The 20,396-nt window shown below is 65.7% G+C and carries 21 protein-coding genes; 9 read left to right on the top strand and 12 right to left on the bottom strand.

What is annotated here, in order from left to right; all coding sequences use genetic code 11:
• Genes B6V73_RS04310 through B6V73_RS04300 form a run of 3 tightly spaced genes read right to left on the bottom strand, consistent with a single transcriptional unit; the run spans window position 1 to window position 2,553 of the window.
• Window positions 1–762 (bottom strand): 5-oxoprolinase subunit PxpA, encoded by a 762-nt coding sequence (locus B6V73_RS04310; protein WP_088724632.1) that lies wholly within the window; start codon window positions 760–762, stop codon window positions 1–3.
• Window positions 755–1,786, bottom strand: coding sequence for a biotin-dependent carboxyltransferase family protein (locus tag B6V73_RS04305; RefSeq protein ID WP_088724631.1), 1,032 nt, complete (start codon window positions 1,784–1,786; stop codon window positions 755–757). Before B6V73_RS04305 ends, B6V73_RS04310 begins: the two co-directional genes overlap by 8 nt.
• Window positions 1,783–2,553 carry an allophanate hydrolase subunit 1 gene (locus tag B6V73_RS04300; RefSeq protein ID WP_088724630.1) on the bottom strand — a complete coding sequence of 257 codons (771 nt, stop codon included), beginning with the start codon at window positions 2,551–2,553 and terminating at the stop codon, window positions 1,783–1,785. Before B6V73_RS04300 ends, B6V73_RS04305 begins: the two co-directional genes overlap by 4 nt.
• 207 nt (window positions 2,554–2,760) lie before the next feature.
• Here B6V73_RS04300 and B6V73_RS04295 point away from each other — a divergent pair, with 207 nt between their 5' ends.
• From B6V73_RS04295 to B6V73_RS04285, 3 genes are all read left to right on the top strand, one after another.
• Window positions 2,761–3,654, top strand: a complete 894-nt coding sequence (locus tag B6V73_RS04295) for a TRAP transporter substrate-binding protein (RefSeq protein WP_088724629.1) — start codon at window positions 2,761–2,763, stop codon at window positions 3,652–3,654.
• An 84-nt stretch (window positions 3,655–3,738) separates the two neighbouring features.
• Window positions 3,739–4,263, top strand: a complete 525-nt coding sequence (locus tag B6V73_RS04290) for a TRAP transporter small permease (RefSeq protein WP_088724628.1) — start codon at window positions 3,739–3,741, stop codon at window positions 4,261–4,263.
• Window positions 4,264–4,266: 3 nt separating this feature from the next.
• Window positions 4,267–5,568 carry a TRAP transporter large permease subunit gene (locus B6V73_RS04285; RefSeq protein WP_075776309.1) on the top strand — a complete coding sequence of 434 codons (1,302 nt, stop codon included), beginning with the start codon at window positions 4,267–4,269 and terminating at the stop codon, window positions 5,566–5,568.
• 19 nt (window positions 5,569–5,587) lie between these two features.
• On the opposite strand, the gene B6V73_RS04280 is transcribed toward B6V73_RS04285, so the two are convergent.
• Together B6V73_RS04280 and B6V73_RS04275 are read right to left on the bottom strand one after the other, a co-directional pair.
• The gene (locus tag B6V73_RS04280) at window positions 5,588–6,097 is read right to left on the bottom strand and encodes a winged helix DNA-binding protein (protein WP_088719151.1); all 510 of its coding nucleotides are present in this window, start codon (window positions 6,095–6,097) and stop codon (window positions 5,588–5,590) included.
• Between the two features lie 59 nt (window positions 6,098–6,156).
• The gene (locus B6V73_RS04275) at window positions 6,157–6,960 is read right to left on the bottom strand and encodes a crotonase/enoyl-CoA hydratase family protein (RefSeq protein ID WP_088724627.1); all 804 of its coding nucleotides are present in this window, start codon (window positions 6,958–6,960) and stop codon (window positions 6,157–6,159) included.
• A 151-nt stretch (window positions 6,961–7,111) separates the two neighbouring features.
• Here B6V73_RS04275 and B6V73_RS04270 point away from each other — a divergent pair, with 151 nt between their 5' ends.
• A complete protein-coding gene (locus tag B6V73_RS04270; RefSeq protein ID WP_088724626.1) occupies window positions 7,112–8,116 on the top strand; it encodes an LLM class flavin-dependent oxidoreductase in 1,005 nt (334 codons plus the stop codon).
• Between the two features lie 75 nt (window positions 8,117–8,191).
• Here B6V73_RS04270 and B6V73_RS04265 read toward each other — a convergent pair whose 3' ends face one another.
• From B6V73_RS04265 to B6V73_RS04250, 4 genes are all read right to left on the bottom strand, one after another.
• On the bottom strand, window positions 8,192–9,517 hold the full coding sequence (locus B6V73_RS04265; protein WP_088724625.1) for a TRAP transporter large permease subunit: 1,326 nt from the start codon (window positions 9,515–9,517) through the stop codon (window positions 8,192–8,194).
• Complete coding sequence (locus B6V73_RS04260; RefSeq protein WP_088724624.1) at window positions 9,514–10,125, bottom strand: TRAP transporter small permease; 612 nt, start codon at window positions 10,123–10,125, stop codon at window positions 9,514–9,516. The genes B6V73_RS04265 and B6V73_RS04260 overlap by 4 nt, the downstream gene beginning before the upstream one ends.
• A gap of 76 nt (window positions 10,126–10,201) precedes the next feature.
• Window positions 10,202–11,221 (bottom strand): TRAP transporter substrate-binding protein, encoded by a 1,020-nt coding sequence (locus B6V73_RS04255; RefSeq protein WP_075776314.1) that lies wholly within the window; start codon window positions 11,219–11,221, stop codon window positions 10,202–10,204.
• Between the two features lie 24 nt (window positions 11,222–11,245).
• Entirely contained in the window at window positions 11,246–11,782 is a 537-nt protein-coding gene (locus tag B6V73_RS04250) for a gluconokinase (RefSeq protein ID WP_075776315.1), read from the bottom strand.
• A 107-nt stretch (window positions 11,783–11,889) separates the two neighbouring features.
• On the opposite strand from B6V73_RS04250, the gene B6V73_RS04245 reads away from it, so the two are divergent.
• The 3 genes from B6V73_RS04245 (at window position 11,890) to B6V73_RS04235 (ending at window position 14,920) form a co-directional block, all read left to right on the top strand.
• On the top strand, window positions 11,890–12,912 hold the full coding sequence (locus B6V73_RS04245; RefSeq protein WP_075776316.1) for a LacI family DNA-binding transcriptional regulator: 1,023 nt from the start codon (window positions 11,890–11,892) through the stop codon (window positions 12,910–12,912).
• Window positions 12,913–13,139: 227 nt separating this feature from the next.
• A complete protein-coding gene (locus tag B6V73_RS04240; protein WP_088724623.1) occupies window positions 13,140–14,186 on the top strand; it encodes a glycosyltransferase family 4 protein in 1,047 nt (348 codons plus the stop codon).
• Between the two features lie 158 nt (window positions 14,187–14,344).
• On the top strand, window positions 14,345–14,920 hold the full coding sequence (locus tag B6V73_RS04235; protein WP_088719154.1) for a YSC84-related protein: 576 nt from the start codon (window positions 14,345–14,347) through the stop codon (window positions 14,918–14,920).
• A gap of 97 nt (window positions 14,921–15,017) precedes the next feature.
• Here the strand turns inward: B6V73_RS04235 and B6V73_RS04230 are convergent, their stop codons facing one another.
• From B6V73_RS04230 to dsbD, 3 genes are read right to left on the bottom strand one after another with little or no spacing between them, the layout of a single operon-like run.
• The gene (locus tag B6V73_RS04230) at window positions 15,018–15,632 is read right to left on the bottom strand and encodes a DsbA family protein (RefSeq protein WP_088724622.1); all 615 of its coding nucleotides are present in this window, start codon (window positions 15,630–15,632) and stop codon (window positions 15,018–15,020) included.
• Complete coding sequence (locus B6V73_RS04225) at window positions 15,629–16,381, bottom strand: L,D-transpeptidase (protein WP_088724621.1); 753 nt, start codon at window positions 16,379–16,381, stop codon at window positions 15,629–15,631. The genes B6V73_RS04230 and B6V73_RS04225 overlap by 4 nt, the downstream gene beginning before the upstream one ends.
• Window positions 16,378–18,315: a protein-disulfide reductase DsbD gene (dsbD, locus tag B6V73_RS04220; protein ID WP_240504095.1), complete on the bottom strand. Its 1,938-nt coding sequence runs from the start codon at window positions 18,313–18,315 to the stop codon at window positions 16,378–16,380. Before dsbD ends, B6V73_RS04225 begins: the two co-directional genes overlap by 4 nt.
• Window positions 18,316–18,388: 73 nt before the next feature.
• On the opposite strand from dsbD, the gene B6V73_RS04215 reads away from it, so the two are divergent.
• Together B6V73_RS04215 and B6V73_RS04210 are read left to right on the top strand one after the other, a co-directional pair.
• The gene (locus B6V73_RS04215) at window positions 18,389–19,084 is read left to right on the top strand and encodes a response regulator transcription factor (RefSeq protein WP_075776322.1); all 696 of its coding nucleotides are present in this window, start codon (window positions 18,389–18,391) and stop codon (window positions 19,082–19,084) included.
• Window positions 19,057–20,394, top strand: a complete 1,338-nt coding sequence (locus B6V73_RS04210; protein WP_346426024.1) for an ATP-binding protein — start codon at window positions 19,057–19,059, stop codon at window positions 20,392–20,394. The genes B6V73_RS04215 and B6V73_RS04210 overlap by 28 nt, the downstream gene beginning before the upstream one ends.
• The last annotated feature ends 2 nt before the right edge of the window (window positions 20,395–20,396 follow it).

Below are 20,396 nucleotides of genomic sequence, written 5' to 3'. Positions count from 1 at the left end.
TCAGGCCCCGAAGCGGCAGATTTCGAAGCCAGCCTCGGTCAGGTGCCCGCGCAGTGCCCGCGCCATCGCCAGCGCCTCTGCCCCGTCGCCGTGCAGGCAGACCGTGTCGACCTTGCAGGGGATTTCCTTGCCCGAGGCGGTCACGATCGCGCCTTTGCGCAGCATCTCCTCGATCCGCGCGCCGACCTCTCCGGCGTCATGCAGCACCGCACCGGGCTTCGATCGCGCCATCAGCGAAGCGTCGTCCTCGTAGGCGCGATCGGCGAAAATCTCGCCCGCCCAATTGGCCTCCAACTCGCGCACAACCTGCTCCATCGGGGTCTGCGGCAGAACGACGAGGATGATGTCGGGCTGCACTTTCAGGGCGGCGGAATAGCAGGCCCGCGCGATCTCGATATCCTCCGAGGCCATGTTCGACAGCGCCCCGTGCAGCTTGAAATGCCGCACCGCGCCACCCGCCGCGCGGGCCATCGCCTGCGCGGCGCCCAGTTGATAAGTGACCAGATTCGTCAGCTCCTCGGCGCTGAGCTTGATCCGCCGACGGCCGAAGCCCTGCAGATCCGCAAAGCCCGGATGCGCGCCGATACCGACATCGTTGGCCACAGCTGCGCGCATCGTCTGCGCCATCACATCCGGATCGCCCGCGTGGAAACCGCAGGCGACATTGGCGGAGGTAATGACCTCCATCAGCGCGGCGTCGTTGCCCATGATCCACGGGCCGAAGCTTTCTCCGATATCGGCGTTCAGGTCGATCTTAGCCATTTTCTTCCTCCAATTCGCGCCCTGCCGTCACGCCGCTGATCAATTGGTAGCTGAGCAGGTCATGAATGTCGTGCGGATCGCGGATCAACGGGCGCAGCTTGGCCCGCTGTGCCTGAAGCTGCGCCTCCCAGCGCAGGGCCAAGGCGTCGGCCTCGTCCAGCGTCACCGCTTTGAACCGCAGTTTCGTCCCCGGCGCGGCTTGGGCGATGCGCGGCAGATCGCAGGGCAGCACGGTACCGATCCGAGGGTAGCCGCCGATGGTCTGGCATTCGGCGAGCAGCACATAGGGCGTGCCCGCGCCCGTCATCTGAATATCGCCCTCGAAGATCACGTCCGAGGCGAGCCCCTTGGCCTTGTCCGAGGTCAGCGCAGGCGCATCGCTCTCGAGCGCCACGCCCTGACGGTTGCCCTGCCGCGCGCGGGTGAATTCGGTCGTGGTGAGCCGCACGAAAGTGGCCTCGTCGAACAGGCCCGTCTGCGGTCCCGGGATGATCCGCAACGTGCCCCCCGAGAAACGGTCGTCCTGTGTGAGAACCATCGCGGTCGCGTCGGGCTCGGGGTCCGTGCCAAGCGGCAGGCGCGCGCCTGCTTCCAGCGCCGATCCGATCCCGGCGGCGAGATGCGCCGAGCGGCTGCCCAGGACTTCGGGCGTCTCAATCCCACCCGCGAAGGTGAGATAGCCGAACATGCCCGCGCGCGCGGCACCGATCGACAGCACCTCGCCCGGTTCGATCTTGTGGCTCGCGCCCCAGCGCAGGGGGCGTCCGTCAAGCTCCGCCTGCATCGGCGCGCCGGTCAGGGCGATCCGCGTCGGAGCCGTAACCTCGAACCGCCCGCCGCTCACCGCCATTTCCAACGCGGGAAGCGGTTTGCGCGACCCCAGAAGCGCCGACGCCTCGACCAATGCGAGCGGATCGACCGCGCCACCGCGCGAGATGCCTTGCGCCATGCGACCGGGGCGGCCCATGTCCTGCACGCTCACGCTTGGCCCGACGCTCCGCAGGATCAGCGATCCGCCGCTCATGACCGCACCTCGCAGCGCGCGCCGCCCATCGGATCGCCCACCTTCAAAAGCGCGTCCATCTCGGTGCCGGAGACCGGCGCGAGGCGAACCTCGTCGCCCGCATGCAGCGGCACGGGGTCGGTTTGGTCGGGGCGGAACACATCGAAGGCCGTCCGCGCGATCTGATGCCAGCCAGTGGGCGAGGCATTCGCGAACAGCACCAATTGGCGCACCGCCACGCAGAGCGCCCCTTTCGGAACGCGCGGGTTCAGCTCGGAGCGGCGCGCGAGATTCCAATGCTCGGGCAGCAGACCGAGATAGGGTTGGCCGGGCGCGAAGCCGATGGCGAGGACGCTCAGCTGGGTCGCCGTGATCTCGTCGATGGCCGCTTGCGGAGAAAGCCCCGCAAGCTTCGCCGCCTCTTCCAGATCGGGACCGTGTTCGCCGCCGAACGCCACGGGCAAATGCCAGACGCGCTGCGCGGGATGCGGCGCCGCACTTAGCCAATCGGCCTCGGACAGCAGGGTCTCCAGCCGCTCGGCCATCTCGGCCCGCGTTACCGCCTCCGGATCGAAACGCAGGAGAACCGACACGAGGCTGGGGACGACCTCGCGCAAACCGGCCAGATCGCTCTCCGTCACGCGCTGATGAAAGCTCTGCGCCGCCGCTATCGCTCGCGGCTCCGCGACCAGCGCGAACCGCACGAGCAGCCCGTCTCCGCCAGCCGGCAAAATCTGCGGGCTATGCGCTTGGGCCGTTCCGGGCCGCAATGCTTCTTCGAGCATCATGTCAGGGCATCTCCACTGGCTCAGACCGCGATTTTGAAACTTATCGTTGACTTTGATTTCATTTTACAGACAATTTGTCAACGTTATGAAAAAGAGGCGGACACGAATTCCGCCGCGACCCGACAGGAGAGAGATAAGATCAGATTTGCTGCAAGCTTCGCGGTTGCGCTGGGACTGGGCACAGCCGTTCAGGCGCAGACCTGGGACATGCCGACGCCCTATGGCGACACCACCTTCCACACCGTGAATATCCGCGACTTCGCCGAGGACGTGTCGAAAGCGACCGGCGGCAAGCTGGAGATCAAGGTGCATTCCGCGGGCTCGCTCTTCCCGCATTCCGAGATCAAGAACGCAGTGCGCTCGGGTCAGGTGCCGATCGGAGAGTTCTTCCTCTCGACGCTCTCGAACGAAGATCTGGCTTTCGGCGTCGACAGCCAGCCTTTCCTCGCCACCAGCTACGATCAGGCCGAAAAGCTTTGGGAGGCGCAGAAGCCCGTCATCACCAAGCTTCTCGACAAGCAAGGGCTGATGCCGCTGTTCTCGGTGCCGTGGCCGGCGCAGGGGCTCTATACCAATGGCGAGATCAAATCCGTGGACGACCTCGCAGGGCTGCGCTTCCGCGCCTATAACCCGGCGCTGGAAGAATTTGCGACGCTCGCCAAGGCCGCGCCCGTGCAGGTCGAAGCGGTCGACATTCCGCAGGCCTTCTCGACGGGCCAGCTGCAAGCGATGATCACCTCGCCCTCGACCGGCGCGAATTCCAAGGCGTGGGACTTCGTCGACACCTACACCAAGATCGACGCCTGGCTGCCCAAGAACATCGTCGTGGTGAACAAGCGCGCCTTCGACCGTCTGAGCGAAGACGAACAGAAGGCCGTGATGGATGCCGCCGCCACCGCGCAGACCCGCGGTTGGGAGATGTCGAAGAAAGAGGCCGCCGAAAAGACCGCCGAGATGAAGGATAACGGCATGGCGATCGTCGATCCGAGCCCTGAGCTGGAGCAGGGTCTGAAGAAGATCGGCGACGAGATGCTCGCGAACTGGAAAGAAAAGGCCAGCCCCGACGCGCTTGAGGTGCTCAAGGCCTATCAGGGCAACTGAGCCCGCTCGATCCGGGGCCCTTCCGCCACTGCGGGAGGGCCTTTTTCGATGCTCTTCCTCACACAAGCCCCCGGAGTATCCACCATGCGTCGCCTGCTCGATCAGGTCTATCTTCTGTCCGGAGGGATCGCCGCCGTCTCGATCCTCGCGATCTGCCTGCTGGTCACGGCCCAGGTCGGGCTGAATGTGCTCGCCCGTCTGGGCGGGCCCGCTCTCTCCTACACGATCCCCTCCTATGCCGATTTCGCGGGCTATTTCCTCGCGACGGCAAGCTTCATGGCGCTGGCACACACACTGCGCCACGGCAGCCATATTCGCGTCAATCTCGTGCTGACCCGCCTGCCCGCCCGTGGCCAATGGGTCGCCGAGCTCGTAGCGCTCGCGCTTGGCTTCGCGGCCAGCGCCTACGCTGTGTGGTTCGCGACCTCGCTGATCCTCGAGAGCCTGCATTACGGCGATATGTCCACCGGCATCGTCGCGATCCCGATCTGGATTCCGCAATGTGCGATGGTCGTCGGGCTGGGCCTTCTGGCGCTCGCCTTCATCGATACGCTGATCGAGAGCGTCCGCGCCAAGCGCCCGGTGCTCGTCGATGATGTTTCGGAGTAAACCATGTCCGATCCGATGACCTTCGCAATTCTTCTGGGCCTGCTTCTCGTGCTGCTCGCAGGCGGCGTCTGGGTGGCGCTGTCTCTGCTGATCGTGGCGCTGGCGGGGCTCAGCTTCTTCTCCGGCGCGCCGACCGGGCTCGTCATGGCGACGACGCTTTGGGGCAACAGCCATAGCTGGCCGCTCGCCGCGCTGCCGCTTTTCATTCTGATGGGGGAGATCCTGCTCCGCTCGCGGCTGTCCGAGGACATGTTCTCCGGCCTCGCCCCGTGGCTGGGCCGCGCACCGGGCCGCTTGCTGCATGTGAACGTGCTGGGCTGTGCGATCTTCGCGGCCGTTTCGGGCTCGTCCGCGGCGACGGCGGCCACGATCGGGCGGATGTCGGTGCCCGAGCTCACCCGCCGCGGCTATCCCGAGAGCCTGATCCTCGGCACGCTGGCGGGCTCGGCCACGCTGGGTTTTCTGATCCCGCCCTCGGTGATCCTGATCGTCTATGGCGTCGCGACCGAGCAATCCATCGCGCGCCTCTTCATCGCGGGAATCCTGCCGGGGCTGATGCTGGTCAGCCTGTTCGGCGGCTATGTCGCGCTCCGGGCGTGGATGAATCCCGCGTCGATCCCGCGCGAGGACATCACCCTGAACCTGCGCGAGAAGCTGCGGGCCTCGCGCCGCCTGATCCCGATCGTGATCCTGATCGGCGGCGTGATCGGCTCGATCTATACTGGTGTCGCCTCGCCCACCGATGCGGCGGCCGTGGGCGTAGTCTTTTCGGTGATCCTCGCGGTCGCGACGGGCAGCTTCCGCTGGCGCGACTTCAAGGACGCGCTGTTCTCGGCCACCCGCACCAGCGCGATGATCGCTTTCATCCTGCTCGGCGCCTCGGTGCTGTCGGTTTCGATGGGCTTCACCGGCATCCCGCGCAACCTCGCCGCGTGGATCGGCACCTTCGGGCTGTCGCCCACCGCGCTGCTTGCAGTGCTGACCGTGTTCTTCATCCTGCTGGGTTGCTTCCTCGACGGGATCTCGGTCGTGGTGCTGACCACCTCGATCATCCTGCCGATGGTGGAAGCCGCCGGGATCGACCCGCTGTGGTTCGGCATCTACCTCGTGCTGGTCGTCGAGATGAGCCAGATCACCCCGCCCGTGGGCTTCAACCTCTTCGTGATCCAGGGGCTGACCGGCTACAACATCCTCAAGGTCGCCCGCGCGGCGCTGCCTTTCTTCGGGCTGCTGTTGCTGGCGGTTCTGCTGATTACGCTGGTCCCGGGGATCGTGACCTACCTGCCCTCGCTTATGGGCAACTGAGCCAACGACCCGCGCGACCTCAGAGCGAAGAGGCCGCGCGGCTCGCCTGATCGTAATAGCCCGAGAGCACACGCAGGGCCGAGGCGATCTCACGTAGATCTTCGCCCGCCATACCGCCTTTCTGGATCGGCTCGAGCAGGCATTCCTCGCGCACTTTCCGATAGCGTTCGCACAGATCGCGCCCGCTTTCCGAGGTGCGGTAGAACACTTCCTTGCCGCGCTTCTCGGAATCCAGCAGCCCCAGCTTCAACAGCTTGCGCAGCGCATAATTGACCGTATGCGTGTCCTCGATATTGAGCAGGAACGTGATGTCGTTGAGCCGCTTTTCGCGGTCGCGGTGATTGGTGTTGTGCAGCACGAGGATTTCGAGCGGCGAAAGCTCCATCCCCGAGGCCGCCATGCAGCGCTGCATCCATCGCGCGAAGGAGTTGTAGGCGATGATCATCCCGTATTCGAATTCCGAGGCTTCCCAGCCCGGCCCTTCGGCCAGATGGCGGGATGAGACTATGCGGCGTTCTCCTGCGGGCATGAGCGGCACTCTCCTTTCGTGCGTTTACGCCCTCACCTTATAGACATTTCGCTGACATTCTATCCTTGAGAGAAATTCGGCGCGCGCTTTTGCAGGTTCGCCATCACCATTTCCATCTGCGCGGGACCGCCGATGATCTCGGCCTGCAACTCGGCCTCCAGCGCCAACCCGTCGCCGGGCGGCATCGTCCATGCCTGCTCCACCAGCGCCTTGCTTGCCGCCAGCGCCTCGGGGGAGCGCAGGGTGAATTCGGCGGCCATGTCGCGCGCCGCCCGCAGCGGGGCCTCGGCCACGCGCGTGATCAAACCGAGCTTCTGCGCCTCACCGGCCTCCAGCACCCGGCCCGTCATCATCAGCTCTTTCGCGATATCCGCGCGGGTCAGTTTCGGCAGGCTCTGCGAGATGCCCATATCGGGGATCAGCCCCCATTTCGCCTCCATGATCGACAGCCGCGCATCGGGCGCCGCGATCCGGAAATCCGCACCGAGCGCGAGCTGCATCCCCGCCCCGAAGGCCACGCCCTCGATCGCGGCGATCACCGGAACCGGCAGCTGCGCCCATCGCGTCACCGGGCGCTGAAATCGGTTCGCGCCCTGCGCATCGGGTTCGGCCATCTGCGCCTTCACCCCCGCCAGATCGGCCGCGAAGCTTTGCATCACACTCAGGTCGAGCCCGGCCGAGAAACAGCCGCCCGCGCCGCTCAGGATCACCGCGCGCAGGCCCTTTTGCTGCGACAGGCTCTGCGCCGCCTCGGCCAGCACGTCGAACATCTCCAAGGTCCAGGCGTTCTTCTTTTCCGGGCGATTGAGGGTCACCTCCGCGACACCCTCCGCGCTCACCGAAATCTGCACCGGGTCGGCCATGTCCATCCTCCTCGCTTGGGTCTGCGCACTATGCAGACCCGCCGCCCCCTCGCAAAGCGGAACGCGGGGTCATAGGTAGGAGATCAACAGGCGCGCGCGGCGTTGGACAGCCCTGCGCGGCGCGCTAGCTCTGCCCCGACGGAGGTTCCCCATGCAGCAATTCTCACTTCTCGATCTGTCGCCCCTGCCCGAAGGCAAGACCGCAGCCGATGCGCTGGCGGGAACAGCCGACCTGGCCCGGATGGCCGAAGACGCGGGCTATCACCGCTTCTGGCTGGCCGAGCATCACAACATGCCCGGCATCGCCAGCGCCGCGACCTCGGTGCTGATCGGCCATGTCGCCTCGGTGACCAAGAGGATGCGCGTCGGCGCGGGCGGCATCATGCTGCCCAACCACGCGCCGCTGGTGATCGCCGAGCAGTTCGGCACGCTCGCCACGCTCTATCCCGACCGGATCGACCTCGGGCTGGGGCGCGCGCCCGGCACCGATGGCGGCACCGCCCGCGCCCTGCGCCGCAACATGTCGCCCGAGGACACGTTCCCCGCAGACGTACAGGAGCTGCTCGCCTATTTCAGCGACGAGGCAGAGAATTTCCGGGTGCGCGCCATTCCGGGCGCAGGCACGCATGTGCCGATCTGGATCCTCGGCTCGAGCCTCTACGGCGCGCAGCTTGCCGCCTACCTCGGCCTGCCCTACGCCTTCGCGTCGCATTTCGCGCCCGACATGCTGGGCGATGCGCTCGACATCTATCGCAGGAGCTTCCGTCCCTCGGTCCATCTCGACAAGCCCTATGCGATGATGGCCGCCGGGGTCTTCGCCGCCGACACCGATGAGGAGGCGCAATATCTGCGCTCGTCTCAGGTGCTGGCCTTCGCGCGGCTGCGCTCGGGTATGCCGGGCAAGCTGCCGCGCCCGACCGAGGATCTGTCCGAGGTGCCGCCGCAGATGATGGTTCAGGTGCAGCGCGCGCTGTCCTGCTCGGCCACGGGTTCCAAGGACAAGGTACGGGACGATCTGGCGCGTCTGATCGCGCAATACGAGCCCGACGAGCTGATGGTGACCGGGATGATCCACGACGCGGAGGCGCGTCAGAAGTCCTTCAAGATCGCCGCCGAGGTGCTGAGCGAGTTTCGCGAGCAACCTGCCGCGGCCTGAGGCACGGCGCGACACTCAGACATGCAAAGAGGCGGGCCCGGAAGCCCGCCTCTTTTCGTTTCAATCCGGTTGGCCTCAGTGCCCGGTGATCGCCGGGAAGGCCACCAGTAGCCCCACCGCGAAGATCTGGATCGCGATGAAGGGGAGCAGCGAGCGGAAGATCTCGCCCAGAGAAACGTCCTTCGGCGCGACCGACTTCAGGTAGAAAGCAGCTGGCCCGAAGGGCGGCGACAGGAAGCTCACCTGCATGTTCATCGCGAACACGACGCCGAACCAGACCGGGTCGTAGCCAAGGTCTTTCACGATCGGCACGAAGATCGGCATCGTCAGCAGCGCGATCCCGACCCAGTCGAGGAACATGCCGAGGAAGAACAGGATCGCCATCATCGTGAGGATCACGATGATCGGGGTATCCGACACGCCCTTCAGCAGCGCCGAGACGAAGTCGATCCCGCCCATCAGGTTGAACACGCCGACCAAAGCCGAAGCACCGATACCGATCCAGACGATCATCCCGCAGGTCGCGAGCGTCTGCAGCGCGGCCCCTTTGAGCATCGAGAGCGTCAGCTCGCCCCGGATGATGGTCGAGAGCATCACGCCCGCCACACCAAGCGCCGAGGCCTCGGTCACCGAGGCGATGCCGCCATAGATCGAGCCCAGCACGAAACCGATAACCAGAACCGGCAGGATCAGGCCCTTCAGCAGTTTGATCTTTTCCGACCACGGACGGTCGTCGGGCTCCGGCGCAGGCGCCAGATCGGGGTTCAGCTTCACCCGGATGATCACGAAGATCACGTAGAAGGCCGCGAGCATGAAGCCCGGGATGAAGGCAGAGGTGAACAGATCGCCGATGGAGACGTTTGCGGTCAGGCCGTAGATGATCAGCACGATCGACGGCGGCACCATGGTGCCCAGCGAGCCGCCCGCACAGATCACGCCGATGGCGAGCTTGCGGTCATAGCCCTGGCGGATCATCTGCGGCAGGGCCAGCAGACCCAGCAACACGATCTCGCCGCCGATGATGCCCGACATCGCCGCGAGGATGACCGAGACGAAGATCGTCTGGATCGCCACCGCGCCGCGCATCCGGCCACCGACGAGCTTCATCGCCTCGAACAGATCGCGCGCGATGCCCGATCGGTCCAGAAGCGCCGCCATCATCACGAACATCGGCACCGAGACGAAGACGAAACTCGATACGAAGGAATAGACGCGGCTGGTGATCAGCGGCACCGCCATCGGGCCGAACCAACCGAGCGCGAAGATCAGCGCCACCAGCAGGGTCACGAAAGCCAGCGGCATGCCGGTCAGCAGCAGGCCGATCAGCAGCGCGAACAGCAGGACCGTCCCGTAGCCGATCCCCAGAGCGGAGAGGTCGAAACTCAGCAGATGCTCGATCATTTACCTGCCTCCGATGCGAAGGCAGCCCGCAGGTAGTTCACCGCCATGATCACGAATTGCACCACCATCAGGCCGAGCACCACGAGGAGGAAAATCTTCAGGTAAGCCGGGAACGGCGGATCCCAGGCGCTGCCGGAGGTCTCGAAGTGGACGCCGCCGCCGGGGCGCATCGTCGCCTTGATGACCATGCCGTAGGCGGCCCAGGCGAAGAAGCCCGCCGCGAAGAGACAGATCAGCGAGATGATCGCGTCGAGGATGCGCTTCGCCCGGCCGCTCACCAGATCGTAGATCAGCACGACGCGGATATGGCTGTTGCGCACAACGCAGTAGAGCCCGCCATAGACGAAAGCCATCGCGCAGAGGAAGATCGTGGTCTCATGCGCCCAGATCGTCGGGCTGTTGAAGCCGTAGCGCAGCACGACCTCGTTTAGCAGGATCAGCGCAGAGGCGATGATACCGATCGCGAAAACGATCCCCACGGCGTTGATCGCGCGGCCGAGGATGCCCGCTTCGGCGATGGTCGCCGCTTCGTCCTCGCTCTGCACCGGTTCCGGCGTGTGCGGATCATGTGCGGGGTGATCCACCCCGGTCTTGTCGGGTTGTGACATTGCAAAAACCGCTGCTGTCAGGAAACTGGAAAAATGCGGGGCCGCAATGGCAGCCCCGCACCGTTAGTGTATCAGATCAGAGAAGGTTGTTCTTCTTCAGATAGTCGGTCAGGACGTCATAGACGTGCTGCGCCTTCTCCGACTTCTTGGCGACCTTTTCCCACTGGGTGATCGCGATGCGGCGGAACTTGGCGCGCTCTTCATCCGACCAGTCGTGGACGTGGATCTTGCCGCCTGCTTCGGCCTTGGCCACGGCCTTCTTGTCGGCAGCCGCGAGATCGCTGACTTCCTTGTCCGCGAATTCCTTAACCGACTCTTCGAAGGCTTTCTGCAGATCGGGCGAGAGCGCATCCCACTCTTTCTTGTTCATCGCGACGCCGACGAGCGGCATCGAGTGGAAGCCCGGATAGACCGGGTTCGGCGCGATGTCGTTGAGGCCCTGCGCCTGGTTGGTCGAGAACACGGTGTAGTCAGCCGCGTCGATCACGCCCTTGTCGAGCGCGGTGTAGACTTCGGACCCCGGCAGGTTCACCGGAGCAGCACCCGCCGCCGCGAAGACGTCCTGCACGAGACCTTCCGGCGCGCGCATCTTCAGGCCCTTCAGGTCAGCCACGCCGTCGAGCGGCACTTTCGACACGAGCGCTTCAAGACCGGTGGTGGTCGAGCCGATGTAATGAACGTCATAGGGCTCGAACAGGTCGTTCGCGAGCTTCTGGCCACCGCCATTGTTCATGAAGTCCAGCAGCTGATCGGTGCTCGACCATGCGCCGACCGGGTTGCCCAGCAGCGAGAAGGCCGGGTCCTTGCCCGCGAAGTAGGAGATGTCGGTCACGATGCCGTCGATGATGCCGGCGCCGGTCGCGTCCAGCGTCTCGTTATGCTCGACGACGGAGCCCACGGGCATCATCTCCACCTGGATCTGGTTGTCGGTGCGCTCGGCGAGGTTCTTCGCCCAGTTCTGCTGGAGTTCGAAGTTCGGATTGCCTGCCGGGTCCGAGCTCTGGAACTTGTACTTGTGGGTTTCGGCATTCGCAGCGCTGGCCAGCGCCAGAACGGCGACGCTCGCGAGGGCGATTTTACGGATCGGTTTCGTCATGGTGTCCTCCCTTAATAGACGAAATCAAACTTGCGAGGCCGTGAGGCCCCAGGCGTTCAATATCTGCGAACAAAGCGCCTCGGGCGCTTCGCGGATATCGCAGGTCTGCGGGGCCTCGTCGGGCCCCGGCAATTCCAGATCGGCCAATTGGCTGTCGAGCAGCGCAATCGGCATGTAGTGATTTTCGCGCGCGGCCATTCGCGCTGCGATCAGGTCGTGCGGCCCGGTGAGATGCGCGAGATGAATCACGCCGAGACTCTGGCGCAGGCGATCCCGATAGGACCGCTTGAGCGCCGAACAGGCGAAGGCGACCGTCTTGCCGTCGCGCCCCGCCTCGATCACGCCCTTCGCCACGAGGTCCAGCCAGTCCCAGCGCATCTCGTCGTTGAGCGGCAGACCGGCGGCCATGTGCGCGACATTCTCGGGCGGATGGAAATCGTCAGCATCGAGGAACACGCCACCCACGGCCTGCGCCACGAGCCGCGCCACCGTCGTCTTGCCGGTGCCGCAGACGCCCATCACTAGGACCGGTGTCGCGTTCGCGCTGCTGCTGTTTGCCATCTTGCCTTACCGGGTTCACAGGTGTTTCTTGGGCACTGAGGGGTAATGTAAGCGGTTACATTCGTCAATCGCACTTTTGAGCAGGGGCGCGCTCGCAGGGAGGATCAATGAATAAAAACAAGGAAACAAAATCAGTTACGATGCGCGACGTCGCCGATCATGTCGGTGTAAGCGTTGCCACGGTTTCGCGTACCCTGCGCAATCCCGAGGTCGTTTCGCAGGCCGTGCGCGACAAGATCGCCGCCGCCATCGAATCGCTCGGATACCTTCCCGACCCCGCGGCCCGCGCCCTCGCCTCGACCCGCTCGGACATCATCGGGGTGATCCTGCCCTCGGTGTCGAACAACGTCTTTGCCGATGTGATGGACGGTATCTATTCCGCGGTCGAAGGCACGCATCACTCAGTCCAGCTCGGCTATTCGCGCTATGCGCCGCTGTCGGAAGAGAACCTGATCCGGGTCTTCCTGCGGCAGCGCCCGGCGGGACTGATCGTGACCGGGATCGACCAGACCGAGGCCGCGCAGGCGCTGTTGCGCGAGGCGGGCTGCCCGGTGGTGCAGATCATGGAGACCGGCGATGCCCCCTATGACCGGATGATCGGCTTTTCGCATTACGACGCCGCCCGCGCCGCCACCGCGCACCTGTTCGCGCAGGGCTATCGCCGTCCCGGTTTCCTCGGCGCGCGGATGGACCCGCGCACGCAGCGCCGTCTCCACGGCTTCCGCGACGAGTTGCGCGCGCAGGGCGTCGAGGAAGGCAAGCGTATCCAGACGACCACCCGCGCCTCCTCGGTGACGCTGGGCAGCCACTTGCTCGCACAGCTTATGGATATTGCTCCCGAGACCGACGCGATTTTCTGCATCAACGACGACCTCGCCCTCGGCGCGATGTTCGAAGCGCAGCGCCGCAACCTGCGCATCCCCGACGATCTCGGTATCTGCGGCTTCAACGACATGGAGATGATGGCAGCCGCCGAGCCGTCGATTTCCTCCGTGCGCACGTTCCGGCGCGAAATGGGCGAAGGTGCCGTGCAACTGATCCTCGACTCCCTCTCTGGTACCGCGGCACAGGAGAAGATCGTCGACCTCGGCTACCAGATCGTGCAGCGTCGCTCCACGCGGGGGCACTGAGCGTAAGCCCGCCGCGAGACGCGAGGAAACGCGAGGTGCAACGGGGTGCGGGATCGGCAGGCTGCTCGCTCTGACTGGCTCGCCACCGGATGACGCACTGTTGTGGCATTCGGCCGTTCTCCTCGCCCTCGCGCGGGTCGCGGCCTATCTGGCTGACGAGGGGACCGAACGCGCCGCGCCGCGACGGGGCCGAGCAGCGCGCCAAACAGAATCGGGAGAGAGATCAAATGACGCCAGCCGTTTTCGCCATTCCGGGAGACATCGCCCAGCTATCCGGCGGGTTCATCTACGAGCGTAAGTTGCTCGAGGCGCTGCGGGCGGAGGGCCGCAACGTCGAGCATCTCGAACTGCCGCCCGGTTTTCCCGATCCGACACCCGAGGAAACCAAGGCCGCGCGCGCGCAGCTGACCGCCATCCCCGGAAGTGTTCCGGTGATCCTAGACGGGCTGGTATTCGGCTCGATCGATACGCAGGTACTCGATGACATGGCGGCGCCCGTGGTGGCGATGCTGCACCATCCGCTGGGCCTCGAGACCGGCCTCGCCGAAGACCGCGCGCGTCATCTGCTGAGGCGCGAGAGAGAGAACCTGCGCCGCGCCGCGCATGTCGTGGTGCCGAGCCCGCATACCAGCACGATCCTGCAAAAGGAGTTCGGTGTCGCTCCGGAGAAGATTTCCATCGCCCTGCCCGGCTTCGACCGTCCTCCGGCGCTGGAGAGCGCGAAACCGAGCCCGCCCTTGATCCTGTCGGTCGGGCTGTTGGCCGCGCGCAAGGGCCATGACGTCCTGATCGACGCCTTGGCGGAGATCGGAGACCTGGACTGGCGCGCACAGATCGTGGGCGGCGCGCACGATCCCGACGTGGCGGACGCGCTCGCCCAGCAGATCGATCGGCTCGGACTGGCTGCGCGGGTACAGCTTGCCGGACGGATGGAACGCGACGCGCTCGACGCGGCCTATCGCGACGCCGCGATCTTCGCGCTGGCGACCCGCTACGAGGGCTACGGGATGGTCTTCGGCGAGGCCATGCTGCACGGGCTGCCCATCGTGACCTGTCGCACCGGCGCCGTGCCCGACACGGTGCCGCCAGACGCAGGTTTTCTCGTTCCGGTGGATGCCCACCTCGACGTCGCCGAGGCGCTACGACAGCTTCTCGGAGATGCCGAACTGCGCGCCCGGATGGGTGCGGCATCGGCAACTGCGGGAACGGCTCTGCCCGACTGGCGCGACACGTCGGCGATCATGGGGGCCGTGCTGGACAGCCTCATGGCGTGACCGCACTCAGCCTCCCGCGCCGCCTCGCTACGCGCGCGCGAATTCAGCGTGTCCGCTTCCGGTTCCGACACGTTTTTCTGAATTACGTGAGTGATCCGAAAAGGAACGTGGGCCGTGCGGGCTCGTTTCATTCCCGTAATTTGAAAAGGAGGCATCTCATGCAATCCAAGATTCGCACCCTGACCGCTGGTATTGCCGCATCGCTCATGGGCACGATGGCGATGGCCGCCACGCCCGCATCCACGATCGACCACGCGAAGGGCGTCCAGCCGCGCCCCGACCTGGACCAGCAGGTCGCCGCAGCGCTTAAGCAATGCGCCAGCCTCGAGGATTCCTGCAAGAAAGTCGCCACCGACTCCGCTGCCGTCCTCGTCTTCCCCGAAGTGACCACGATCGACCTCGGCGTCGGCGGCTCGGGTGGCTCGGGTGCCATGGTCCAGAACGGCAAGATCCAAGGCTATTATGACATCGGCAAAGCCTCGGTCGGTCTCCAGATCGGCGCCAAGCAGGCCAGCCAGATCTACGTCTTCCCGACCAAAGAGTCCGTCAAGCAAGTGCAGAGCGGCGGCGAATGGCATGTCGGCGCCGGCGCAGGCATCACCGTGGTAAACGCCAATGCCACCGCGAACGCGTCCTCCGGCAATCCGCGCGTCTATGTCTTCGACAGCTCGGGTCTGAACGGCGGCGCGAAGATCAGCACCCTGCGCATCTGGAAAGACGGCGACAACAGCTAATCGCCGGTGCCCTTTCCGCCGAGGGAAGGCCCACGATGAGAAAGGCCCCGGGGAATGATCCTCCCCGGGGCCTTTTTGCCATAGTAGAGAGCGCGGCTCAGGCCTTGCGCGCGTCGCTGATCGCCTTGCGCAGCGTGTCGGCATCGACCGCGCCGGGATAGACGTCGCGCCCGACGATATAGGCGGGCGTGCCGCGCAGCCCGATCGCGACTGCCTGCGCATCGTTACGCGACAGCAGCGCGTCGATCTCCTTGCGGTTGGCCTTGTAGCCCGCCATCGCCTTGTCCGGATCGACGCCGGCGCCGGAGAGTGTCTTGTCGATCAGATCGTTCGACAGCTTTCCTTCCGTCGCCATCAGTGCCTCGAGCCCTTCCTTGTATTTGCCCATGCTCTGCGCGCCGAGCACCAGCTGCGAGGCATAGACGGAGGGCGCGCCGAAGATCGGCCAGTCCTTCATCACGACGCGCAGATTGCCGTCTTCGCGGGTCACCTTCTCGACCACCGGGTGGTTCGATTTGCAGTAGGGACACTGGTAGTCAAAATACTCGACCAGCGTGATATCGCCATCCGGGTTGCCAATCGCGGGCGCGACCGGATCGTGGAACACCGCGTCCGGCGAGATGTCGACCTCGGCAAGGCTCGCCGTCGGCAGGATCAGCGTGGAGCCCGCGGCGACGCCGGCAAGGGTGAGAAAATTCCGGCGATCGATCATGTATTGTCTCCTGTGGTCTGGGGGAAATCTTCGGGTGAGTAGGGAACGGGCGGCAGCGGCTGGCCCGGCGGCACCGTGCCCTTGCCGCTCTCGGCACGGGTCAGCACGACGACATGCGTGCCAGAGCGGACGCGGTCGGCGAGGTCGATGATGTCCTGATTGAACAGCCGTATGCAGCCCGCCGAGGTCGCCTTGCCGATGGAACTGTTATCCATCGTTCCATGAATGCGGTAGAGCGTATCCTTGTTCCCGCGGTGGATATAAAGCGCCCGCGCGCCCAAGGGATTGTCCAACCCGCCTTCGAGCCCATCCTTGACCGGTCCGTAAAGTTCGGGATCCTCCTTGATCATGCTCTGCGTCGGCGTCCAGCTTGGCCAGTCCCGCTGATATGGGATGCGTCCCTTGCCGGAAAAGCCGCGCCCGTCCTCGCCCACCGCGACGGTGTAGCGTAGCGCGCGGTTATTCTTCTGCACGAGGTAGAGCTTGCGCGCCCAAGGGTCGACCACGATGGTGCCGGGCGGCTCGTCGGTCCAGTAATCGACTTCCTGCCGCGCTTTCTCCTCGCTCAGATACTCGGGCTTCACCGCGGGGATCGTGCGCCCGTCGTCCTCCATCGCGCTGTAGATCGCTTTTACGCGTGCGCTGAGCTGCGGCGCTTGCGGCGCGGGCTGTGGGTTAGAGGCAGGCGGTTCGGGTGCACAGGCCGCGAGTGCGATCAGGGCAAAAGGGACGAGGCGGGTGAGGGTCATTGAGCGATCTCCGAAAGCGAGGTCGTGAGTTTCGGCGCGGTGACATCCCCGATCAGGCGGGTGCCCTGCGCCTCCGTGTGATCTGGGTTGAGGAAGATCAGCGTCGGCGGGCCGATCACGCCCAACCGTTTCAGAAGCGCCTGCTGCGGCGCGCCGGTTTTGGTTACATCGACCGCGATGGGCGTGACGTCGCGCAGTGCGGCCTGCACCCGCGGGTCGGGGATCACCTCGCGCGCGATGGTCGCGCATTCGGTGCACCATTCGGCGGTGGTGATCAGCATCACCGGCGCGCCCTTCGCAGCGGCCAGTGCGGCGTCGAGCGCTTCGGGCGTCTCGACATGGGTGAAGTCATCCTCCGTCAGCACGCCCGACGAGGCAGCCGCGACGGTCTGGCTCGCTGCGAAGGGAGCAAGCGGCCGCAGTGGATCGCTGGCCCCGCTTGCCGCACCGATGCCTTCGATGGCACCGGCCAGCAGTGCCGCGACGCCAAGCGCGCCCCCGGTGCGGCGCAAGCCCGAGCTTTCCGGTCCGAACCGGTCGCGACCGCCCAGGGCCACGCCCGCACCGATCAGCAGCAGCGCCCAGAGCGCGAGGATCGCGGGACCCGTGACGACGCGGCTCAGCAGCCAGATCGCCACGCCCAGGAAGACGAAGCCGAAGGCGCGGTTCACGCCGACCATCCATTCGCCCATGCGCGGCAGGATCGCCGAACCGAAGAGCCCCACGGCCATCAGCAACACGCCCTGTCCCAACCCCAGCGCAAACAGCGCCGAGGCCCCGAGCCCGGCGTCACCCGTCTGCGCGATATAGAGGAAGGCCCCGGCCAGCGGGGCCGTCACGCAAGGTCCGACGATCAGCGTCGACGTGAAGCCGAGGATCGCCGCCCCCGCAAGCGTGCCGCGCCGCCCCTGCACGGAGCTCACCTTGTTGGTCAGCGCCTGCGGCAGGCGCAGCTCGAACAACCCGAAGGAGGACAGCGCGAGGACGGCAAACAGCAGCGCCAGCGCGATCACCGTCGGAGGGGCCTGCATCAGGAATTGCAGGTTCTGCCCAGACCACGCTGCCACGATGCCCAGAAGCCCGAAGGCCACCGCCATCGCCAGCACATAGGTTCCGGTCAATGCGAGCCCGCGCGCAGGCGTCAGGTCTTTTCCTTGCGCTCCGAGCATCCCGGCCACGATCGGCACCATTGGCAGAACGCAAGGGGTGAAGGCCAGAAGCAGACCGAAGCCGAAGAACGAGGCCACCACCAGCGCCCAGCCGCCTTTCGCCGCTATCCCTGCGACGAGCCCGTCATCGGAAGAGAGGCTCAGCTCGCTCCCGCTTTCTTCGGAATTGGATGCAGCCGGTGAAGGGCTTTCGGCCTCGGAGGACGCCGCAGGCGCGGAAGACGAGGCAGGCGCGTCGCTCCGCGCATAATCGGGCACCCCGGCGGCTTGGTTCGACTGCGCCGCGCCGGATGCAGACGCAGTCGCGGCCCCATCCGGCGGCACGATCTCGCGGCTTTGCGGCGGGTAGCAAAGCCCCTTTTCTTCGCAGCCCTGCCAGTGCAGCGTGAAGGGGCCGGTGATGCCGCTCACCACAGCCTCGGTGTGATCATGCCAGACCTCGACCGTGCCGAAATTCGGATCGTCCTTCATCTCGCCCGGCTGCGTCTCGATCACCGGCGTATCGCCGTCCTCGGCGCTCACCGTCAGATGCTCGCGATAGAGGTAATAGCCCGGCGCGATGTCAAACGAGACGGCGAGCGTCCCGTCATCCTGCCACTCGGTCTCGACCTGAAACGCCGCTTCGGGCGACAGCGGACCGCTGCCCCCCTTGGGCTTCAGAAGATCGAAGCTTTGCGCCGCAGCGAGGCCGGGCAACAGCAGCGAGATCAGAAACACGCCCCAGAGGGCGCGCAGCGATAGACGGGAAAGAGCCTTTGCGTTCATGTTGGCCGGATCGCGGGCGAAGCTTAAGTCAGTCTTAAGATTCGTGCGCTGTATCCGCCGCGAAGGAGAAAAGATGCGCATACTCGTCGTCGAAGATGACAGCATATTGGCGGATGGCCTGCGGGTGGGGCTCGGCATGGCCGGGTTCACAGCCGATGTCGTCTCCTGCCTCGAGGACGCGCGCGCAGCACTCGCAGGGGCGGAGTACCGCGCGCTCGTGCTGGACCTGATGCTGCCCGATGGCTCCGGGCTCGAACTGCTGCGCGAATTGCGCGCAGGCCGCGCCGGGCTGCCGGTGTTGCTTCTGACCGCGCGCGATCAGGTCGAGGACCGGGTCGCGGGGTTGGACGCAGGCGCTGATGACTATCTCGGCAAGCCTTTTGACCTGGACGAGCTGGCCGCTAGGCTGCGCGCCCTGTCGCGCCGGTCGGACGGGCGAGCGGCAGCACAGATCGCCCATGCCGGGCTGGAGCTCGACCCCGGCACCCGTAGCGCGGCCTTCAACGGCCAACCGCTGAAACTCTCGCGCCGCGAATTCGCAGTGTTGCAGGCGCTGGCGGAACGCCCCGGACGGGTGCTTGCGAAATCGGATCTCGAAGACCGGCTCTACGGCTGGGACGAAGAGGTCGAGAGCAACGCCGTCGAAGTTCATATCCACCATCTGCGCGCGAAGCTCGGGCGCGATTTCATCGAAACGCTGCGCGGCATCGGCTACCGGCTGCGCCCAGAGGAGACCTCGCCATCTCGCTCCGCCTCCGCCTCTTCCTGATCCTCACCGGCGCGACGCTGGCCGTCTGGCTTTCGGCGGTGCTCTGGATCGAGAATTCCACCCGCGCCGAGGTGACGCGCGTGCTCGACGCGCGTCTGGTCGAGGCGGCGCGCATGGTCTCGTCTCTGGTCTCGAAAAACCAGATCGCGCTGAACCGTGACGATCCGGCGCAGATCACCCTCTCGCATGACGAGAGCTACGAGCATCAGCAATTTTGCCAGATCTGGTCTTTCACCCAAGGGCTCGTCGGACGCTCGAACGGGGCGCCGAGCGCGCAGCTGGTGCCCGCCGATGCAACGGGCTTTCGCGATGTGACGCGCGACGGCAAGGCGCTGCGGGTCTACACAATCATCGACCCCGATCTCGGCGGGCAGGTCACGGTGGGCGACAGTCTCGCGATGCGCAACCGGCTGGTGCGCGACGTGATCGAAGGGTTCCTGTGGCCCGCAGTGGTGATCCTGCCGGTGATGTGGGGATTGATCTGGCTTGCGATCTCGCGCGGGTTGGCACCGCTAGACCGCTTCGCCCGCGATCTGGACGCGCGGCCCAGCGAGGATCTGCGCGCGTTGCCCGGCACTGCCCAGCAACCGCGCGAGATCCGCCCGCTCGCCGGAGCCCTCGACGACCTTCTGGCACGACTGGCCGCCGCGCGCGGGCGCGAGCGCGAGTTCATCGCCTACGCCGCGCATGAGATGAAAACGCCGCTCGCCGGGCTGAAAACACAGGCCCATATCGCGCGCCATGCGCCCGATACCGACACCCGGGAACACGCCCTTGCCGCAATCTCGACCTCCGTCGACCGGACCGACCGGATGGTGCGGCAACTTCTCGATCTGGCGCAGGTGGATAGCCGCGAGACGCGGGCGACCCCGGTCGAGCTGACCGGGCTGCTGCGGCAGGTGCTGGGCGATCTGGCGGGGCTTGCGACGCTGCGGGGGGTGACACTGGAACTCGAGAGCGCTCTGGACGCCCCGAGCGTCGGCAGCGATCCGCTGCTTCTGTCCCTCGCCCTGCGCAACCTGATCGAGAACGCGGTGCAGGCGAGCCCGGACGGAGCAGCGATCAAGGCGCGTTTGACCGGGTCCGACGACGCGCTTTTGATCGACATCCATGATGGCGGGCCCGGCCTGCCGCCAGAGATCGCGCAGCAGGCGGGACAGAAATTCGTCAAGGGCAAGGGTGCCGATGCGAATGGCTCTGGCCTAGGCCTCGCGATCGCGCGCGATGCGTTGGCGCGTCTGGGGGCCACGCTGCGTTACGAGATGCGCGACGACGGGCATCACACGCTGGTCGACCTGCCCACCGCGTGAGG

The organism is Thioclava sp. JM3, from assembly GCF_002213185.1.
Classification (GTDB): Bacteria; Pseudomonadota; Alphaproteobacteria; order Rhodobacterales; family Rhodobacteraceae; genus Thioclava; species Thioclava nitratireducens.
The sequence above is the reverse complement of the archived record's forward strand: the minus strand, read 5'-3'. Positions and strand labels throughout refer to the sequence as shown.

What these genes read in the sequence shown, in the direction of transcription:
- B6V73_RS04310 (WP_088724632.1), bottom strand. Translation starts at nt 762, where the DNA reads ATGGCTAAGATCGACCTGAACGCCGATATCGGAGAAAGCTTCGGCCCG.
- B6V73_RS04305 (WP_088724631.1), bottom strand. Translation starts at nt 1,786, where the DNA reads ATGAGCGGCGGATCGCTGATCCTGCGGAGCGTCGGGCCAAGCGTGAGC.
- B6V73_RS04300 (WP_088724630.1), bottom strand. Translation starts at nt 2,553, where the DNA reads ATGATGCTCGAAGAAGCATTGCGGCCCGGAACGGCCCAAGCGCATAGC.
- B6V73_RS04295 (WP_088724629.1), top strand. Translation starts at nt 2,761, where the DNA reads ATGCCGACGCCCTATGGCGACACCACCTTCCACACCGTGAATATCCGC.
- B6V73_RS04290 (WP_088724628.1), top strand. Translation starts at nt 3,739, where the DNA reads ATGCGTCGCCTGCTCGATCAGGTCTATCTTCTGTCCGGAGGGATCGCC.
- B6V73_RS04285 (WP_075776309.1), top strand. Translation starts at nt 4,267, where the DNA reads ATGTCCGATCCGATGACCTTCGCAATTCTTCTGGGCCTGCTTCTCGTG.
- B6V73_RS04280 (WP_088719151.1), bottom strand. Translation starts at nt 6,097, where the DNA reads ATGCCCGCAGGAGAACGCCGCATAGTCTCATCCCGCCATCTGGCCGAA.
- B6V73_RS04275 (WP_088724627.1), bottom strand. Translation starts at nt 6,960, where the DNA reads ATGGCCGACCCGGTGCAGATTTCGGTGAGCGCGGAGGGTGTCGCGGAG.
- B6V73_RS04270 (WP_088724626.1), top strand. Translation starts at nt 7,112, where the DNA reads ATGCAGCAATTCTCACTTCTCGATCTGTCGCCCCTGCCCGAAGGCAAG.
- B6V73_RS04265 (WP_088724625.1), bottom strand. Translation starts at nt 9,517, where the DNA reads ATGATCGAGCATCTGCTGAGTTTCGACCTCTCCGCTCTGGGGATCGGC.
- B6V73_RS04260 (WP_088724624.1), bottom strand. Translation starts at nt 10,125, where the DNA reads ATGTCACAACCCGACAAGACCGGGGTGGATCACCCCGCACATGATCCG.
- B6V73_RS04255 (WP_075776314.1), bottom strand. Translation starts at nt 11,221, where the DNA reads ATGACGAAACCGATCCGTAAAATCGCCCTCGCGAGCGTCGCCGTTCTG.
- B6V73_RS04250 (WP_075776315.1), bottom strand. Translation starts at nt 11,782, where the DNA reads ATGGCAAACAGCAGCAGCGCGAACGCGACACCGGTCCTAGTGATGGGC.
- B6V73_RS04245 (WP_075776316.1), top strand. Translation starts at nt 11,890, where the DNA reads ATGAATAAAAACAAGGAAACAAAATCAGTTACGATGCGCGACGTCGCC.
- B6V73_RS04240 (WP_088724623.1), top strand. Translation starts at nt 13,140, where the DNA reads ATGACGCCAGCCGTTTTCGCCATTCCGGGAGACATCGCCCAGCTATCC.
- B6V73_RS04235 (WP_088719154.1), top strand. Translation starts at nt 14,345, where the DNA reads ATGCAATCCAAGATTCGCACCCTGACCGCTGGTATTGCCGCATCGCTC.
- B6V73_RS04230 (WP_088724622.1), bottom strand. Translation starts at nt 15,632, where the DNA reads ATGATCGATCGCCGGAATTTTCTCACCCTTGCCGGCGTCGCCGCGGGC.
- B6V73_RS04225 (WP_088724621.1), bottom strand. Translation starts at nt 16,381, where the DNA reads ATGACCCTCACCCGCCTCGTCCCTTTTGCCCTGATCGCACTCGCGGCC.
- dsbD (WP_240504095.1), bottom strand. Translation starts at nt 18,315, where the DNA reads ATGAACGCAAAGGCTCTTTCCCGTCTATCGCTGCGCGCCCTCTGGGGC.
- B6V73_RS04215 (WP_075776322.1), top strand. Translation starts at nt 18,389, where the DNA reads ATGCGCATACTCGTCGTCGAAGATGACAGCATATTGGCGGATGGCCTG.